Here is an 18,203-nt window from a genome sequence, read left to right as displayed (position 1 = left end):
TGGATAACGTCCGCGGCGCCACGTTGCGTCGGATCGTCTGCCGCATCGGCGAACGACCTGTCGCGACCAGCGTCCCGTCAAAACCGAAGTCGCACTGCCAAAACAGAAAGGCGTCTGTTCGATGGCTTATAACAAACGCGGACGCGCTGCTCGCGGTTCGGTCTCCCCCAGTGCCACGTCGATGCTGAAGCAAATTCTGAGCGAAGCTTCCGGCGGACTCGGTTCCCCCACCAAAACGCAATGGTCGCAGGACGATCCCCCGTCGACCAACCCGCTGGTGCAGCGGGGTGTTGAGCGCGTTCGCACTTGGTACGAAGCCTGCCTCGATATTCTCGATTCGTTTCCCGACAGCATCACCGATTCGGATAGCTACGAATCGCCGCACGCCTTTTTTGTGTCGGCCGTCTATTCCGACGGCACCGTCACCGGGCAATACCGCAAAGGGCCCGAGCGGCACGATGTGATGTTGGCCATCCCCGATGGCAGCGGTCGGAAAAAAATCGCTTGCAGCTGCAACGTCTCGCTGGGCAAAAGCTACTGCGAACACACCTTCCACTTTGTCGACTACGTCTACGAACAATTGCGAGACACCCGCAGTTGGTTGAACCGACAGGTCGCCCAAGGGCTGTTTACCGCGGGGAGCTTCGATCCCAGGAGCTTTGATTTCAGCAGCCGAGCGCGGATCGAACGCATTCTCGAAGACCTGCCGATCGCCCCGCCCGACTTGGATCTCGAAGACGCGCAACTGCCACCGTCGCGATCGGTGTCGCAGGATCGCATCGCTTGGAATCTCTCGACGCGGGGAACCGATCACGAGATCTTGGCGATCCATCAGCAGGCGAAGAAACGTGGCAACGGCTGGACCAAGGGACGCCGCGTATCGGTCTCGACGCTCAACGTTCTCGAGGTCACGCTCAGCGAAGCCGACCGCCGTGTGCAGTCGCTGGTGCAAATCGATTCGAGTTATTATCGCGTCAGCACGAAACTGGACACGATCGCGGTACTTCGCGAATTGGTCGGCCAGCCGAACGTGCTGTTCAACATGCACCCCGCCGAGGTCGTCCGATTCGACCCCACGTTCCAGTTCTGCCGCGACGAACAGCAGTGTTGGTTGGAGTTGGTCGGCAGCAAACCGCACAACAACATGTTCTTGTATAACGAGGACTGCATGGTCCACATCCGCAACGACTTGGCCAGTATTCGCATCTGCGACCTGCATCCGAGCCAGATGAAGACGGTTGTCGCGGTCCTCAAGCTGCCGCGGATCCCCGTCGAGTTTGAACAGGATCTGTTGAAACGCGTCGCCGATCTACAGCGCGTGATCAACGTGAAAGTCCCCGAATCGGTCGCCGGCCAGATCATCCCCGACGCGTGTCGCCCCGTCGTCTTGTTGCGTTCGCACAGCACCGGATCGCTCGACTTCGGCGTCCGCGTTCGCGACGCGATGGATGTCCTGCATCGCCCCGGCACCGGTTTGATGCTGAGAGCGGGAAAGCACGAAGGCCGCCCCGTGCAATTCCAACGCGATGCCGACGAAGAGATCCGCGCGTCGGATGCTCTGCTGGGCAAATTGGGGCAGAAACCGGGAGAGTTTGACGGCGGCATCAGCGACTTTGAAGCGGCGATCGGGCTGGTCGGATCCCTGCAAGATCTCGAATCGACGGGGATCGAGGTGCTGTGGGACAAAACGTCCGAAAAACCGCTGCGTGTTCTGGGATCGGTCACGACCAGCAACGTCAGCGTCGGTATCAACCGCAAGCACGATTGGTTTCAACTGTCTGGCAACTGCGATCTTGGCGAGGAATCGGTCCCGTTGGCCGAACTGCTCAACGCGCTCCAGAACCCTGGGGAGGAGAGCGTTCGCGGCGACTTTGTCCGGATCGGCGACAAGGGCTGGACGAAGATCGAAAAGGGCTTGCGAGCTAAATTGACGGGACTCCGCGATTCGGTCACGCAGGATCGCAAGGGGCTGAAGTTCGACGCCACGTCCGCCTCGGCGGTGCGTGATTTCTTGAGCAACGACGTCCAAGTCGAAGCGACGCGTGCCTGGCATCAGTGCCTGACGCGATTGGAGCGAGCCGAAAAACTCGAGCCCGTCCTGCCGGCCGGACTCAACGCGACGCTCCGCGATTACCAGACCGATGGGTTTCGCTGGCTGCGACGACTGGCCGAGTGGGGCGTCGGCGGGATCCTCGCCGACGACATGGGATTGGGCAAGACGCTGCAGACCTTGGCGGTGATCTTGGATCGCAGCAGCGAGGGGCCGACGCTGGTGATCGCGCCCACATCGGTCGGGTTCAACTGGGTTCGCGAAGCCGAACGCTTTGCGCCCGACTTGAGCGTCCATCTTTACCGCGATACCGACCGCAGCGAGTTCTTGTCGACTGTGGGTCCCGGCAGTTTAGTCGTCTGCAGCTACGGTCTGGCGCTGCGAGATGCGGATGCATTAGCGGATGTGAAGTGGTCGACGCTGGTCCTGGACGAAGCTCAAGCGATCAAGAACAGCCGCAGCAAAACATCGGCTGCGATCGCATCGATCCCCGCGCAGTGGAAGGTCGCGTTGACGGGCACGCCGGTCGAAAACCATCTGGGCGAACTGTGGAGTTTATTCCACGTGATCTCGCCGGGCGTCTTTGGCGGTTGGGATCAATTCCGCAAACGGTTCGCTGGCCCGATCGAAAAAGACAACGACGAATCGCGACGCTTGGCGTTGCGGGACCGCTTGCAACCGTTTGTGCTCCGCCGCACCAAGACCGAGGTCCTCAAAGACCTGCCGCCACGTTCGGACATGAACCTGTATGTCGAACTGACGGCGACCGAACGGATGATGTACGACAAGGTGCGAGCGTCGGCGCTGGGCGAGATCGACCAGATCGCTAATATTGGCGATGTCAAAGACCAACGCTTCAAGATCCTGGCACTGCTGACGCGGTTGCGGCAGATCGCGTGCAGCCCACGGATGGTCGATGAATCCTTCTCGCAGCGGTCGTCCAAATTGCAGTTGTTGCAAGAGACGGTGGCGGAGCTGAAAGAGGAGGGGCATCGCGTGCTGATCTTCAGCCAATTCGTAAAGCACCTGACGCTGATCCGCGAGATGTTCGACAGCGAGGGAATTCGTTATGAATACCTCGACGGTCAGACTCCCGCCGACCAACGGCAAGCCGGCGTCGATCGCTTCCAAAACGGTGACGCCACCGCATTTCTGATCTCTCTGAAAGCTGGCGGCACGGGGCTGAATCTGACCGCCGCCGACTACGTGATCCACATGGATCCCTGGTGGAATCCGGCGGTCGAAGACCAGGCGACCGATCGGGCGCACCGGATTGGTCAAGAAAACCCCGTGATGGTCTACCGATTGATTTCACAGGGGACGATCGAAGAAGAGATTCTGAAGTTGCACGATGCGAAGCGCGATCTGGTTTCGGGAGTCATGGAAGGAACTCACGCGGCGGCCAAGTTGTCGACAACCGACCTGATCGATTTGGTCCGCGGGAGCTGACGCCGATGAACCGCCAAGAAATGTTATCGCAGATCCCCGAACTGCTCTCCTTTGCCGCATCGCCTCGCGTCGTTCGAATCCCGCCGGAGATGAACGTCCCGATGACCGATCGCGCCGCGCGATTGCTCGACACGCCGCCGCTGCGACGATTGAGCCAGGTGAGTCAATTGGGATTGGTCGGCTTGGTCTATCCCGGGGCGACTCATTCGCGGATGGAACATTCGTTAGGCGTCTACCGCAACGCGTTGATGTTTCTGCAACGCTTGGTCACAACAAAACGTTTTGCCGAAGTCGTCGACCCACGCGGTGCGGAGCGTTTTCTACTGGCGTCGCTGTTGCACGATGTCGGTCACTGGCCGTTCTGCCACCCGATCGAAGACATGCGTTTGCCGGGCGTGCCGCGCCACGAACAGCGAGCTCGGCGGATCATCGGCGACGCGGAGATCGCCGATCGGATTCGGAACGATTGGCAAATCGAACCGGACGAAGTCTGCGATTTGTTGGACGGCAAAGATCTCTCCGACGAGAACCAAGCGCTCAGCAGCCTGTTGAGCGGGCCGATCGATGTCGACAAGATGGACTACTTGATTCGCGACAGCCTGCACGCCGGCGTTCCCTACGGCCGCAACTTTGACACCGGGCGGTTGATCGGTTCGTTAGCCATCCATCCGTCGCGGCCTCGTTTGGCGATCACCGACAAAGGCCGCACGGCCGCGGAGATGATGGTCTTTTCGCGTTACATCATGTTCAGCGAGGTCTACTGGCATCCGACGGTTCGCAGCGCCACGGCGATGCTGCAACGAGCGATCTACCAGCTGCACGAACGGTTGGATATGGACAGCATGTGCGAATTGACCGACGCCCCGTGGATCGAACGGTTGTTGATGGCCAGCGCCGGAACCGATGTCCAATGGTTGACTCAAGGATTGTTTGGCCCCAAACGGCGATTGTTCAAAGAGATCGGACAGTTCAGCGTGTTGGATTCGCCGCAGATTCATGCGTCGCTTGCGGGCAGACCCTATCCGTGGCTGGTCCGTTGCAGCGAATCGTTCGCCCGATTGGCGAGCGCAGCGACCGGCCGACGCGTCGGGCCCACGCACGTCTTGATCGACGCTCCGCCGCAGAAGTTGGAGGTCGATATCAACGTCGATGTCGTCGACGAGCAGGGCGTTGTTCGCACGCTGGGTGATGTATCGCCCGTCGCGGCGGTGTTGGCACGCCAGCAGTTCGATAACTTCGTCAAACGGGTCCGGATCTTCGTCTGCCCCGAACTTCGCGACAGCATCACCCCGCAGCAAGCGCGCGAGATCCTGGAAGCTGCGGTGGAACAGACGCCCGACGCGACGTAGATCGTCGGCATCGGGGGCTCGCGTCGATCGTCATGCTACATCGTGATCGGTGCGATGTTGCCGATGAAGCTCTGGTTGGTTTGCAGCTTGGAAATCGCTTCTTCCATCGCGTAGTACTGCTTGTACAGCCGCGCCTCTTCCGATTCGAGCCGCACGTTATACGATGCGATACGATCGTTGTTGGTTTCGATCCGCTGCTGCAGCGAATTGTTTTTGTTCAATAGCACGCTGTTGCCGACACCGGCCAGCTTGTCGACTGTCTCTTTGATCCGAGCCGCCACGCCGGTCGTTTCGGTCGTGAAAAATTCTTTGACCGAATCGGGATCGGTCTCCAGCTTTGCCGTCAACTTGCTGGTATCGAAGGTCATCTTGCCCGAATCGGACAATCGGACACCGATCTCGCCGAGCGATTTGATGTCGCCGGCGGCGTTGATCCGTCCGGTGAACAGGTTTCCCAGCTGGGACTGCATCCGCAATACTTCGCCGCTGCCAAACAGCAGGCCGACCGATTGCGTCGCTTCGTCGAACGCTGTCAACGCATCCATCCGATCGACCAAGCGGTTGTAGGCCGAAACGAAGTTCGTAACGCTGCTGACGACAGCGCTGTTGTTCTTCGTGACGTCGACATCGACCGCCGAATCAGTGACCTTCTTGGCGGTTAAGGAGAGCCCGCTGATCGCGTCGCTGAAGACGTTGTCGCTGCTGTGGAAGAGCGTCGCAGTTCCCGATTCGCCGACTTCGATAACGGCATCCTGAGCCGACGCTGTCTGCCGCAGTCCGATATCGAATCCCGTGGTCGAGACGGCCAGGCGGCCGTCGGTGCCTCCGCGTTTGCTGAGGATTTCCAAGCGTCCACCAGCGGCCGAAGCCGATGCGTACTGCCCAGCGTCCTGGATCTTCGCCGCGATCGTGGCGACGGTATCCGATGCATTGACGTTCACGGAAATGCCCTGCGAACCAACGATCGCGCTGGTCACCTTGCCATCGATTACGCGCGACTCGGCCGTTCCGGCGATACCCAAACTGGCAGCCGATGTGCGACCGTTGCGATCGGTGATCTTTAAGGTCCCCTCGCCGTCGCTGGTATCGACGATCTGGATTCCGTTGCCGTCGGCATTCAGGCTCGCTTCGACACCGATGCTGAGACTGTTGATCTGGTCGATCAAAGCGCCGACGGTTTGCGATTCCAAAGCGCCAAGGCTGACGATCGACGCTTGCCCCGTCGAGTCCTGGATCGTAAACGAACCGGTCCCCACGCCGTTGCCTTGGTTCAGTTCCGACAACGCGGTGTTCCGCGAAACGTATTGAGCCCGCAGGTTGTTGCCGTTGGCATACGTATCGGTCGTGTCGATCTCCAGGCCCAACTTCGCCGCAGTCTCGTCGAGGCTGGAGACCTTTAAGTTGCTGGTCGTCCCGCCGGTCAGATCGCGGATCGCGATCCCGGTCCCTTGGTCGTTGTAGTCGGCTTCGATGTCGAGTCCGCTTTCGTTGATCGCGGTGATCACATCGGCAACGCTGTTGGCTGCCGACAGATCGACGTCGGCGGTCGAACCGTCGTGAGCCGTGATCGATATCGTTCCCAGCGTTCCCAGGCCGGCTCCGCCAGCCAACGTACTCAGGCTGACCGATTGCAGACCCGATTGCAGCGCGATCCCGGTCGTCGAATCGGCTTCGCCTTCGAAGACGAGTCCCAGGTCCGACGCGGCCGTGCTCCCTTCGGCATCGGCGATCGTCAGCGTTCCGGTCCCTTCGCTGAGGTCGGTCAACTCGATCGCGTCTCCGGAAGCCGACAGGCTCGTCTGCAGCTTGGGATCGGCTTCGTTCAGCACGCGCAACAAGTCTTCGATCGTTGGATTGGATTGCGGATCGATCGCCGCGCCCCCGTCGACGACTGCGAAATCGGCGGTCGATACGGCTGCCGATCCATCGCCTCCGGCGGTTGCGGTGAAGAGCGCCGACAATTCTTCGTTGCCAGCCAACGCATCGGCGATGTTTGTCGCGGTGGTGTTCCCCTCGTCGATATGGAAAACCAGTTGTTTGCCGTAAGTTCCCTCCAACAGTTCGACCGTCTCGCTTCCCGCGGCGACGCCGACATCGTTGACAAACAGAACTTCCAAGCCGTCGTAATCGCCTCCTGCCGCGACCGTTTCGATCGTCAGACGGGCGTTGGGATCGGCGGCAGTCGTTGTTCCCGACGCGTTCGTTGCTTCGCGGGAGAAGTCGCCAAAATCGATCGACAATTCGGTCCCGTCGCGGAGCGTGATTGCGATGTCATCTTCACCGGCAAAGCCGACGCCGCGGCCGTCTCGTAGACTCGACAACGAAGTCGCTGCGGAGAGCGAATAGATATCGCGTCCACTGGCCGAATCGCTTGCGGTATTGATCCCGCGCAGGCCTAGATCGGACGCTGTCGAACCGCCGCCAACTTCGCTGACACTCAAATTTGATAGCGTCTTGCCCGTCTTATCGGTCAACACGATCTTGTCGCCCGAAGTCGATGCACGGACATCGATGTCGGTCGATTCGTTGATGCTCGCCAAGACGTCGTCGATCGTCGTGGCGCCGCTGAGGTCGATCATCGCGGAATTGCCGCTGCGATCGGTGATTCGGATCTGGCCGCGCTCCACACCGCGGCCTCCATTAAGATCTTCCAGAGCGGCGCTGCTGTCGATGAAACCGCCGGTTTCGATCTTCAGTTGTCCGCTGTAGCCGAGCGATTCGGTGCTGCTGCCCAGATCGCGGGAACCGAAGCTGTTGGTCTGCGCTAATTGGACCACGCGGACCTGTTGATTCTGCAGATTGACCGAATCGGCGGTCTGAGTGACCGACAGGGCTTCGCTGTTCGAAGAGGCGACCGATGTCGTCTCGTAGAGCGTTTCGCGGCCAAACGCGGCGCTGGCCAGATCGAGTCCGACAGCCAATGCTGTCAATTCGGTGATCGCGACCTGTTCCTGCTGTAGCGCCGCGGTACGAGACGACAGCAAATCGCGGGGCCGCGCCGAAATTCCCATCAATTGTTCGACGGTATCCTGGATCGGAATCCCGGTGATCAAACCGACAGATGATTGAATAGTTCCCATGGTATAACCGTTTGGGCAGCAGAGATCGAAGGGCTTTAAATTGGGCTGCGGATCGAAGGGGTGACAACCCGCATAACCGTTACTATCGGCCTAAGCAAAACGGCGGCTCGAATGAATCGAACCGCCGTGTCGAGATTTAATAGGTGTTCCTGGTGGGGATTAACCCAGCAGCGAAAGCACGTTTTGTGGGTTTTGGTTTGCCAGCGACAAGACCGAAGTACCCGATTGAACCAGAATCTGAGCACGCGTCAGGCGAGCCGATTCGGCAGCGAAGTCGGCATCGCGGATGCTCGATTCCGCTTCCTGCAGGTTCGCTACGGTGTCGTTCAAGCTGACCAAGTTGCTTTCGATCGTCGTTCGTTGGAACGCACCCAATCGACCGCGAAGCCCGGTTACTTGATCGATCGCTTCGTCGACGATCGCTGCCGCCGCGGTGGGATCGGTTCCCAGAGCAGCACGACCACCTTCGCCCAATTCGAACAACTTGCCGCTAACTCCACCCAATTGAGCGGTGTTCACGCTGCCGATGCCGATGCGAGCCTGTTGGTTCGCAACAACTTGGCTACCCAGTTGGAACAGGGCTCCACCACCGTTGATGTCGAATTCGATCGAACCGACGTAGTCCGCTTCGACCGACATGTTCAGGTCGAGCGTTCCGGTGTTGATCGTCAGCTTGTTGCCGTCGCCGCTAGCATCGACGCCGTTGACCTTCGCCTTGACGTCGGTACCCGTCGCCCGATCTCCTTCGTTGACTGCGGCACCAAAGGTTCCGTTTTCACCCTCTTCGATGACCTTCAGATCGACAAACGATTTCGATCCGTATTCGCTGGAATTCAATTCCAGCGTGGTTCCGTTTGCAACCGCTGTGACGCCCGTCGCTTCGGAGACCAGGTTGATCTGCGAGATCAATTGCTCCAGCGTGGTGCCGGCACTGATGTTGAAGACTTCCGAACCCGTGGCACCGGCCAATTCGAAGACCACGTCGGCGGTGATACCACCATCGTCGGCATCTTCGATTTCGGTTGTTGCGATCGAATCGTCGGCGATGTGCAGGATGCCGTCGCCATCGTTGGTCGTCAATTCAGCCGAATAACCGGTCAGATCGTTTTCGATCGCCGCGATGATGTCGGCCAGATCGGTGTCGGAGTCGTCGTCGACGGTGATCGTGATGTTGTTGTTTTCATCGACGCTCGCCGTAACCGCTCCGCCCGTGTCGCCACTGCTGTCGATCGTGATCGTGCCGTTGAACTCTTGTCCTTGTGGCGTGGTGATCGTGATCTCATCGGTTGCCGTCGAACCGGTACCACCGCTGAATGCTTGGTCGGTGAGGTCGTCGCTTCCGTCGGTGGCGAAGACGTTGTCGGCGTTAATCGTCACAGCGAACAGATCGCTGAAGGTGTCGGTGCCGTCCAACAGCGTGGTCGAAGAATCCAAAGCGGCTTGGATCACCGACAGGTTGTGCGCGGTGGTGTTGTCGACGGTGATCGACAACTTGCCATCGGCGAACGAGACTTCCGCCGCGGCGTTGGATCCGCCGGTGAACGTCAGTGCCGCGCCATCGTCATCGGTGACTCCCGATGATGCGAATACGTCGGTTCCAGCACTTCCCAATTGGATCTTGAAGTCGTCTTTGAAATCGTCGTTCGCTTCCAAAGCCGCTTTGATGTCGGTCAACGTTTGATCCGAGAGGTCATTGACGGTGATCGTCAACGCATCGCCGGTTCGGCTGACCAAAGCCGCTGCGTTGGTACCCGCGGTTCCGGCACTGAGCGAGACTCCTGCGGTATCGTCCGTACCATCGGATCGGAAGAGGACTTCTTCGTTTCCTTCAGCAACGTTGAATTCGAAATCGGCATCGCCAGCCAAAGCAGTTTGGATATCTTCCAAAGTCACACCGGTCGTATCGTCGACGGTGATCGTCACGACACCCGCCGCTTCGGCGACCGAAGCGGCACCACTGGCGGGAGTACCGCTGACGATATTAACTGTCAGTGCATTACCAGCGGTTCCGTCGAATGCTCCGCCAGCTTTTGCCGAAACGGTGAACGCACCCGTCACGCCGTTGACGTCGAACCCACCCGATTCGGCTTGAGCGGTCGCGGTGTTGCCAGCTGCAAATTGAACCGTTGCGGCGTCGCCTACTGCACCGTCCAGGGCACCTCCCTCTTTCGCCGAGATGGTAAAACTGCCACCGCCAGCAAGTACCTTCACCGCGGAGGTGGATTGCGTTAGTGCGGTCGTCTCGCCACTGGCGATATCGACGGACAGTTCGTTTCCTGCAATGCCATCGAGGCTGCTGCCATCGAGGACGTCGACGGTGAAGTCTGCACCGCCAGCGGTCGTCAAGGGGTCGGTCTTCGCTTCATCCGCCGCACCGGTCGAATTCGTCAGGGTGATCTTGCCCGTGCCGGCACCCGAAGCCGGAACGTTTTCGATCGCCACCGAAGCCTTTGTCGCTGCTTCTTGAACCGAGACATCGACTTGGATCTTGCCAAGGTTGCCCAAGTTGGCTTGGTCGATCTGAATGTTTTCGATCTTGTCGAAGTTCGATGTGCCGCTGGTCAGGAAGTCCAAGCTTCCATCCAACAGCTTGCGACCTTGGAATGTTGTCGTTTGCGAAATTCGGTTGATCGCTTCCAACGAGCTGTCGACCTGCAATTGGTTCGCCGCGATTTCGTCGGGGCTCAAAGCTCCACTATTCGCCGCTTCAACAACCAGGCCGCGAACGTCGTTCAACAGCGTGCTCACCTGTCCCAGGGCGCTGTCGGCGGTCGCGATGATTTGGTTGGCGCGCTCGGTGTTGCTGACCGCTTTGTTCAAACTGGTGATTTCGCTTCGCAGCGCTTCGCTAGCGATCAAACCCGCCGGATCGTCCGATCCCGAATTGATGCGAAGACCGGTGCTCAAACGAGTCAGTGCTTCTTGTAAATCGCCGTTGGATGATTGCAATCGGTTTTGTGCAACGAGCGATGGAACGTTAGTATTAATCCGGGTCATATTTTTTTTCCCTCTATGCGGTTCAACGTGGACCTGTACTTGGACCCGCTCAAATCAAGCGGGCTACCCTTTGTGGCGCGGAACCACAACAAAGCTGAAACGTGGACCGGGCGTCTGACCGCGACGGCGTTCTGCGGGTTGCTCGTGAGATTCGACTTCGCGACTCTACGGCGTCCTTCACCAACAACACGTTCACTCGACGCATCGTTGGCTGCCAGCGATCGGGAGAGGTAGCACTACAGATGCTACTGACCCCCTGTCTCCGACGAAGTATAGATCGGGAATGTTTGTTAGCATTGTGAAAACAAGGTTGGCTTTTCCTTCGTTTAATACTTCCCCCCCGCTACCTTCACTACAACCGCTACAATCGATTTACAGGCGTAGCGACCTTGACGATTGCATCGGTTTTACCGTCGCAAACTTTTCCCGAACTATTGACGTATGCGACTCTTTCAACTCTCAAATCGAGGGATTCAGCCCTCCCTCGGACCTCTACAGGACCCGGTAGATGTAGCCGCTTGGTGAGGATGATGGGCCGTCTTGCATTGCAGAATCGGATCGTTGGTCGGCTCCCAGGCGAGAGAGAGCGACACCACGAAGGATGACTCTCTGAGGGAATGTATGAAACCCAGTTTGCCTACACTGGATGCATCGGCTAGCAGGGTGTTCCGGGTTTTCCAAAACGATAGAAAACCATAATCTTTTTCATCGATCGGGGTCTGTTAACCAACCCGCTGCCGAATCGTAGCTTGCAAAAGAGCAAAGGCTTCCCGTTCGGCATCCCCTGCCGTCTTATCGACCAAGACCTGCAGGCGTTCCAGATCAGCCAACAGTTCCGCCGCGGGCAACAGATGAGTCCGCGTCGCCAGGATCGCCGCTTCGACGACAGCGTGTTTGGCTCGATTGAGTCCAAAGAATGGCGGGCCGGTTCCTTCGGCTCGGATAGCGCAATCCGCCGTGGGACGCTGCGGATCGTCGATCCACCGCACGACTTCGACCGCCAACCAACGACTCGCCTTTTCCAACACAAACCATCCACCGTCGAGCGGCCTGACCGCCGGCGGCGGTTCGATCCGCCCGATCGCAGCTTGTGCGATCATCAACACATCGTCGGTCACATGGACCACAGCCCGCGAGGTCGCGCGAAGATTGCCGTAAGTCGTCGACGTCTTAAACGGCCGCAATTGGATTTGCGTGATCCCCGCGTCGACGATCGGTCCCATCGGCGCGACGTTTAATTCCCCGCTGGCACTGACCGATGTGACAAGACTCTCCAAGATCATCGGTTCGCCCCCGTCGGTTCGGCGGGAGTCACGAGTTCCAAAAAGTTCTTAAGCATCTCATCACCATGTTCGGTCAGGATCGATTCGGGATGAAATTGAACTCCGAAGATCGGAAACTCCCGATGACGCAGTCCCATCACCAATCGATCTCCCGAATCGCCAACCTCCCGATCGGTCCACGCGGTGACTTCTAGTACGTTGGGAATCTGCGCCGCATCGGCGACCAACGAATGATACCGAGCCGCGGGAAAGGGATTGGGCAAGCCGCGAAAAAGTCCGTCGCCACAATGTTCGATCGAACTGGGAACGCCATGCATCGGCTCGCTGCGAACGATCCGCCCGCCAAACGCTTGCGCGATGATCTGGTGCCCCAGACAAACGCCAAGGATCGGCAACCGCCCCGCAAATCGGCGAGTGATCTCCAGACAAGCCCCCGCTTGATCGGGAGCCTGTGGCCCGGGAGACAAGACGATCGCCGCCGGCGCCATCGATTCGACATCGTCGCCGTCGATCTTGTCGCTGCGAACGACCAATGTCTGATGCCCCTGACGCCGCACGTAGCGAGCCAGGTTGTGGACGAAGCTGTCGTAGTTGTCGAGCACCAGTAACATCGCCGCGATTCTAACGCTTTGCATCCTTCCCAGCCAGGATATCCCCCGCCGCCGCTGGCACAATTCCTTCTCCTGCCAACTGCTCGCTTCCCCTACAGCTTGGTTCGTCAGCGACCAATCAGGCGATTTTGCTGCCGCTGCGATCGCTATCGGCGGTTCGGGCACGACGCTTGCAGAGCACAAGGAATCGCGAGGGCATCGGTTCCTGGCGAAAAACGCTTCTATCAACCACAGGATTCCAATGCTCCACAGCCCTGCTGCGACGCCATCCGCCGACGGACTGATCGAGATCGGCGTGATCATCGCCGGGCCGTTGGACGATGTCGACCGGCAGAGCGCATCGCGGGCAATCGAACAGACGCGTCGCGATCTCAGCGAGATGATGCCGGAGTTTCGCTTCCGTATGCTGCAGAGTCGCCGTCCGGAACTGGCCAGTGAAGGGAGGACACAGCCGAGCGTTTTGCTTCAGCAAGCCGCCGAAGAACGAGACGCCCGGCACTGGGACTTTGTCATCGTCTGCACCGCGTCGGATCTCGTCGGCAATTACGCACCCTTCTGCTTCGCCGCCCTCTCGCGACCGCTGGACGCCGCGGTGATCTCCCTCTCCTTGATCGATCCCCCAGCGATCCACGACAACGCGGAAACGAAAGCTCGGATCCGCGCGATCGCTCATCGAACCAGCCGCTTGATGCTGCACGCGATCGGCCATTTGAATGGGCTCAGCGGTCAGGAATCGCCGCAGAATCTGATGTTTCGTCCCGCCACGGCGGAAGAGATCGATGCGATGCAAGAGCTCGCTCCGCCGCAGATCGACGCGATGCACGACGCGATGGCCGAGATCGCCGACCAGCGGCTCGAAGAGAGCACCAGTCGCCCGGCCAGCCGAATCGCGTTTTTGGTCCGCGCCGCGTGGATCAACCGACGCGAGATCGCTCAAGCGGTGATCGGAGCTCGGCCGTGGCAGTTCCCACGCCATTTGAGTCGCCTGACGATCGCTGCGGTCTCGACAGTTGCGATCCTCCTGATGACCGCCGAAGCATGGGATCTTGGGCTCTCGCAAACCGCGGGCGAAGTCGCGACGCTCGCCTTGGCCAGCCTGATTCTTACCACGATCTACGTCGTCTTCCGCCAACAATTACTGGTCCGTCGCGGACGCCAGCACACCGAACAAACCGTCGTCACGTCGACCTCGGCGCTAGCGATCGTGCTGTTGGGAATGTCCGTCACCTGGATCGTGCTGATGGTGATCGGCGTCAGTTTTTCCTGGCTCCTCTTCGATGGTGATCTGATCGCCGCATGGGCCGGTTCCAACGAAATACGAGCTGGCGAAATCGGCCTGGCAACGTTTGTCCGCATGTCGGGCTTTAGCGCTTCGCTGGGGCTGTTGATCGGAGCGTTGGGAGCCAGCTTTGAATCGCAGCATTACTTCCGCCACATCATCTTTGTCGACGAAGAGATTTGATCGGCGGATCGAAAAACCATGCAATCGATCGGACCGAGCAGCTCTGCAGCCAACACGATCACAGCGTGTAACAGTCTGCGGCCGCGAACCAAATCGGTTGGCATGCTGATTGCATTGCAAGCCCGCAAACTCGAAGCACACTCCAACCCGACAGGATTCTTCCGATGCAATTTCATCCATGGCAATCCGTAGCCATCGCCCCACTTTTGCTCTGCCTTTGCGGTTGCGACGGCAACGTTGAAACGACCGACGACGCGACGCGGATCGAAGCGGAGATTCCCAAGCTGGAGATCGGTGACCAGCCTCTCGACCTTCAACCCTCGACCGACGGCGACGTCGATATCGACACGCCTCTCCCCGGCGATTCGTGATCTTTCCAGCACGCCTCAAATTCCGATCGACTTGTTCATTTCAGCCGACCTGGATCAACGCTCCCCATGCCCCAATCGACGCTCCAACCCGCCGGCCAAGCTGCCGAGGCGATCGCTTTGTTGTTCTATTGGATGAGTGCCGGGGCGGTTCTAATTTGGATCATCGTCGTTGGCCTGGCTGTCTACGCGATCTACCAACCCGGCCAACATAATCCTCAGACGATCAAGCGTTGGGTGATCGGTGGCGGAGCGGTCTTCCCGACGATTGTCCTGACCGGATTGCTGTGTGCGTCTCTCCCGATGATGCCCGAACTGCAGCGTCCGGCTCCCGAGGGTAGCTTGGAAGTCCACGTCAGCGGCGTCCGTTGGTGGTGGCGGATTACTTACCGCGTCGGCGATGAACACCTCGTCGAGACGGCAAACGAAATCCGGCTTCCCGTCGGCCGCCCCGTCGAATTCAAACTCGACAGCGAGGACGTCATCCATTCGTTTTGGATCCCGGCGTTGGGAGGCAAAGTCGACATGATGCCCGGCCGCCAAACGCGGTTGAAACTGCATCCGACGCGCGTCGGAACCTTTCGCGGCGTCTGTGCCGAGTTCTGTGGTGCGGCGCACGCTCAGATGAACTTCGACGTCGTCGTGATGCCAGCCGATGAGTTCGACGCCTGGCTTAAGCAACTCACGCGACCGACGGCTTCCTCGCAAGAACCCGATGCGGTCGCTGGCGAAAATCACTTCTTTGCCGTTGGCTGTCACGCCTGCCATGCGATTCGTGGCACTCAGGCCAGTGGGAGCATGGGGCCCGACTTGACTCACTTTGGATCGCGTCCCAGCATCGCCGCGGGGCTGCTGCCGAACAATCGCGACAATCTCGTCCGCTGGATCACCGAGACCGACCTCGTGAAACCGGGCGTCGACATGCCGGCGTTCCACGCGATGGATCGACAGCAAGCCGCCGAGATCGCCACGTTTCTGGAAGGGCTGAAATGAGTGACCATCCCGACGGCAACAAGCCCGAATCGCACCCGACGTCCGATCCGACGACAGCTCCCGCGGCGGAACTGACCGATCAAGAGAAGCGGCTGTTGGAACCGTGGAAGACGCCGACGGGATGGCGGTATTGGTCGGCGGTGAACAACTCCGAAATCGGCCTCTGGTACACCGTCACCGCGTTTGCATTTTTTCTGTTTGGCGGCGTGCTGGCGTTGATCATGCGAGCCCAGTTGGCGATCCCCGAAAACGATTGGCTGACTCCCGATCAATACAACCAAGTCTTCACGATGCACGGCAGCGTGATGATGTTCCTATTTGCCGTGCCGATTCTCGAAGCGATCTCGATCCTGTTGCTGCCACAGATGATGGGAGCCCGCGACCTTCCCTTTCCACGTCTGTCGGCTTACGGATATTGGTGCTTCTTGATCGGCGGGATCTTCGTCTGCGGTTCGCTCTTCTTCGGCGTCGCCCCTCGCGGCGGCTGGTTCATGTATCCGCCGATGACCACCGAATATCAGACCGATGTCGGCCCCGACATCTGGCTGCTGGGACTCTCCTTCATCGAAATCGCATCGATCGCCGCCGCCGTCGAACTGATCGTCGGCGTGCTGAAGTGCCGGCCGCCGGGGATGCGATTGAACCTGATCCCGCTGTACGCTTGGTACATCCTGGTCGTTGCCGCGATGATCCTGTTCGCTTTTCCACCGTTGATCGCCGGCGATCTGTTGATGGAACTGGAACGTTCGCTCGACTGGCCCTTCTTCGACGCATCGCGCGGCGGCGATCCGATGTTGTGGCAGCACTTGTTTTGGATTTTCGGACACCCCGAAGTCTATATCGTCTTCCTGCCGTCGATCGCGCTGCTGGCGATGATCGTCCCCACGTTCGCCCGCACGCCGATGGTCGGTTATTCGTGGATCGTCCTGGCCGCCGTCGGAACGGGCTTCCTGAGCTTTGGCCTGTGGGTCCACCACATGTTCACCACCGGGCTGCCGGGGCTGACGATCGGGATTTTTTCGGCAGCTTCCGAAGCCGTCGCGATCCCGACCGGGGTGCAGATCTTCTGCTTTATCGCCACGCTGTTGATCGGCCGCGTCCGCGCTTCGGTCTGTTTATGGTTCGCGTTGGCCGGCCTGGCGACCTTCATCATCGGCGGCCTGACCGGAGTGATGATCGCGATCGCGCCGTTCGATTTCCAAGCTCACGACACCTACTTCATCGTCGGCCACTTGCACTACGTCTTGGTCGGCGGCACGATCTTCCCGATCATGGCTGGCGTCTACTACTATTACCCGCTAGTGATGGGGAAACAGTTGTCCGAGCGATTGGGCAAACTTGCCTTCTGGTTGACCCTGATCGGGTTCAATGTCAGCTTCTTCCCGATGCATCTGACCGGTTTGCTCGGGATGCCACGCCGCGTCTACACCTACCCGGCCGAGATGGGCTTCGACACGCTGAACCTCGTCTCCTCGATCGGCGCGTTTGTGTTAGCCGCTGGCTTTGCGGTCTTCCTGTGGGATGTTGTTCGTCCGAAGCGAAAGCAGGCGCATGCGGCGAGGAACTGTTGGAACGCGGGGACGCTGGAATGGCTGGCCGATGTCCCCGACCAACCGTGGGGAATCCGATCGATCCCGATCATCGAGAGTCGTTATCCGCTGTGGGATCAAGCGAACTTTGTCCGCGACGTCGACGAAGGGAATTTCTATCTTCCCGATGCCGAAGAAGGGCTCCGCGAAACGCTGGTCACATCGACGATGGACGCCCATCCGCAACAGTGTCTACGCGTCCCGGGGCCGTCGTTTATCCCGATGTTTGCCGCGATCTTCACCGGCGGCCTGTTCATCCTTTCGACGTTCCACTGGTACACCGCCGCCGGGATCAGCGGCCTGTTGGCGTTGGTCTGCATAATCATTTGGCTGTGGACCGGCACCGCACCGATCCCCGAGAAACCATGCAAAGACGTCGGCCGCGGGCTGCGTCTGCCGCTCTACGTCTCCGGTCCTCAAGCGGTCGGTTGGTGGGCGATGTTCATCACGATGCTTGGCGACATGACAGCCTTTATGGCGTTGGTCTTCGGATACTTTTTTTACTGGACGGTACACGAACAGTTTCCGCCAGCCGACCAGCCCGGCCCGGGGATCTTCTATCCGCTTGGCGCTTTGGCTGCCGTGGGCGTCGCTTGGGCATGCACTCTGGCCGCACGCCGGTGGAACCGCCGCGATCGCCCCGCCCTGTTTTATTCAGCCATCGGCATCGGGGCGTTGGCGACGATTCATGCTGGCGTCACCATCGCCGCCGCTCCGATCGCCAACAAGATGGATCCGACCAGCCACGTCTATCCGGCGATGGTCTGCGTGTTGGTGCTTTGGATGACGCTTCATTTGGCCGTCGGTTTGCTGATGCTGATTTACTGCGCCGCACGACGCATGGCGGGCAGGATGGACGCGGTCCACGACGCCGACATCATGAACGTCTCGCTCTACTGGCACTTCATGGCGCTGACCGCGGCGATCACCGTCGCCGTGATCGCAGGCTTTCCTTTTGTTGCATGAGGTGAC

Annotated in this window: 10 protein-coding genes; 6 read left to right on the top strand and 4 right to left on the bottom strand. The window is 59.4% G+C overall.

Features of this window, described 5'->3' with window-relative positions:
- Positions 1 to 121: 121 nt before the first annotated feature.
- Both EC9_RS15955 and EC9_RS15950 read left to right on the top strand, forming a co-directional pair.
- On the top strand, positions 122 to 3,499 hold the full coding sequence (locus EC9_RS15955; protein ID WP_145346711.1) for a DEAD/DEAH box helicase: 3,378 nt from the start codon (positions 122 to 124) through the stop codon (positions 3,497 to 3,499).
- A gap of 5 nt (positions 3,500 to 3,504) precedes the next feature.
- On the top strand, positions 3,505 to 4,848 hold the full coding sequence (locus EC9_RS15950) for an HD domain-containing protein (protein WP_246105716.1): 1,344 nt from the start codon (positions 3,505 to 3,507) through the stop codon (positions 4,846 to 4,848).
- A 35-nt stretch (positions 4,849 to 4,883) separates the two neighbouring features.
- On the opposite strand, the gene fliD is transcribed toward EC9_RS15950, so the two are convergent.
- The 4 genes from fliD to EC9_RS15930 all read right to left on the bottom strand — a co-directional run bounded on the left by fliD (position 4,884) and on the right by EC9_RS15930 (position 12,819).
- Positions 4,884 to 7,928 carry a flagellar filament capping protein FliD gene (gene fliD / locus EC9_RS15945; protein ID WP_145346710.1) on the bottom strand — a complete coding sequence of 1,015 codons (3,045 nt, stop codon included), beginning with the start codon at positions 7,926 to 7,928 and terminating at the stop codon, positions 4,884 to 4,886.
- Between the two features lie 159 nt (positions 7,929 to 8,087).
- A complete protein-coding gene (locus EC9_RS15940; RefSeq protein ID WP_145346709.1) occupies positions 8,088 to 10,925 on the bottom strand; it encodes a flagellin N-terminal helical domain-containing protein in 2,838 nt (945 codons plus the stop codon).
- Positions 10,926 to 11,647: 722 nt separating this feature from the next.
- Positions 11,648 to 12,208, bottom strand: coding sequence for a DUF447 domain-containing protein (locus EC9_RS15935; RefSeq protein ID WP_145346708.1), 561 nt, complete (start codon positions 12,206 to 12,208; stop codon positions 11,648 to 11,650).
- The gene (locus tag EC9_RS15930) at positions 12,205 to 12,819 is read right to left on the bottom strand and encodes an anthranilate synthase component II (RefSeq protein WP_145346707.1); all 615 of its coding nucleotides are present in this window, start codon (positions 12,817 to 12,819) and stop codon (positions 12,205 to 12,207) included. The genes EC9_RS15935 and EC9_RS15930 overlap by 4 nt, the downstream gene beginning before the upstream one ends.
- On the opposite strand from EC9_RS15930, the gene EC9_RS15925 reads away from it, so the two are divergent.
- From EC9_RS15925 to ctaD, 4 genes are all read left to right on the top strand, one after another.
- Positions 12,800 to 14,281, top strand: a complete 1,482-nt coding sequence (locus tag EC9_RS15925; protein WP_246105715.1) for a hypothetical protein — start codon at positions 12,800 to 12,802, stop codon at positions 14,279 to 14,281. The two genes, EC9_RS15930 and EC9_RS15925, sit on opposite strands and share 20 nt — an antisense overlap.
- Positions 14,282 to 14,445: 164 nt before the next feature.
- Positions 14,446 to 14,652: a hypothetical protein gene (locus EC9_RS15920; protein ID WP_145288818.1), complete on the top strand. Its 207-nt coding sequence runs from the start codon at positions 14,446 to 14,448 to the stop codon at positions 14,650 to 14,652.
- 66 nt (positions 14,653 to 14,718) lie between these two features.
- Positions 14,719 to 15,642, top strand: coding sequence for a cytochrome c oxidase subunit II (gene coxB, locus EC9_RS15915; RefSeq protein WP_145346706.1), 924 nt, complete (start codon positions 14,719 to 14,721; stop codon positions 15,640 to 15,642).
- Positions 15,639 to 18,197 carry a cytochrome c oxidase subunit I gene (gene ctaD, locus EC9_RS15910; RefSeq protein ID WP_145346705.1) on the top strand — a complete coding sequence of 853 codons (2,559 nt, stop codon included), beginning with the start codon at positions 15,639 to 15,641 and terminating at the stop codon, positions 18,195 to 18,197. The genes coxB and ctaD overlap by 4 nt, the downstream gene beginning before the upstream one ends.
- The last annotated feature ends 6 nt before the right edge of the window (positions 18,198 to 18,203 follow it).

Origin of the sequence: Rosistilla ulvae (genome assembly GCF_007741475.1) — a bacterium.
GTDB classification, from domain to species: domain Bacteria; phylum Planctomycetota; class Planctomycetia; order Pirellulales; family Pirellulaceae; genus Rosistilla; species Rosistilla ulvae.
This window is presented reverse-complemented; position numbering and strand designations above follow the sequence as displayed.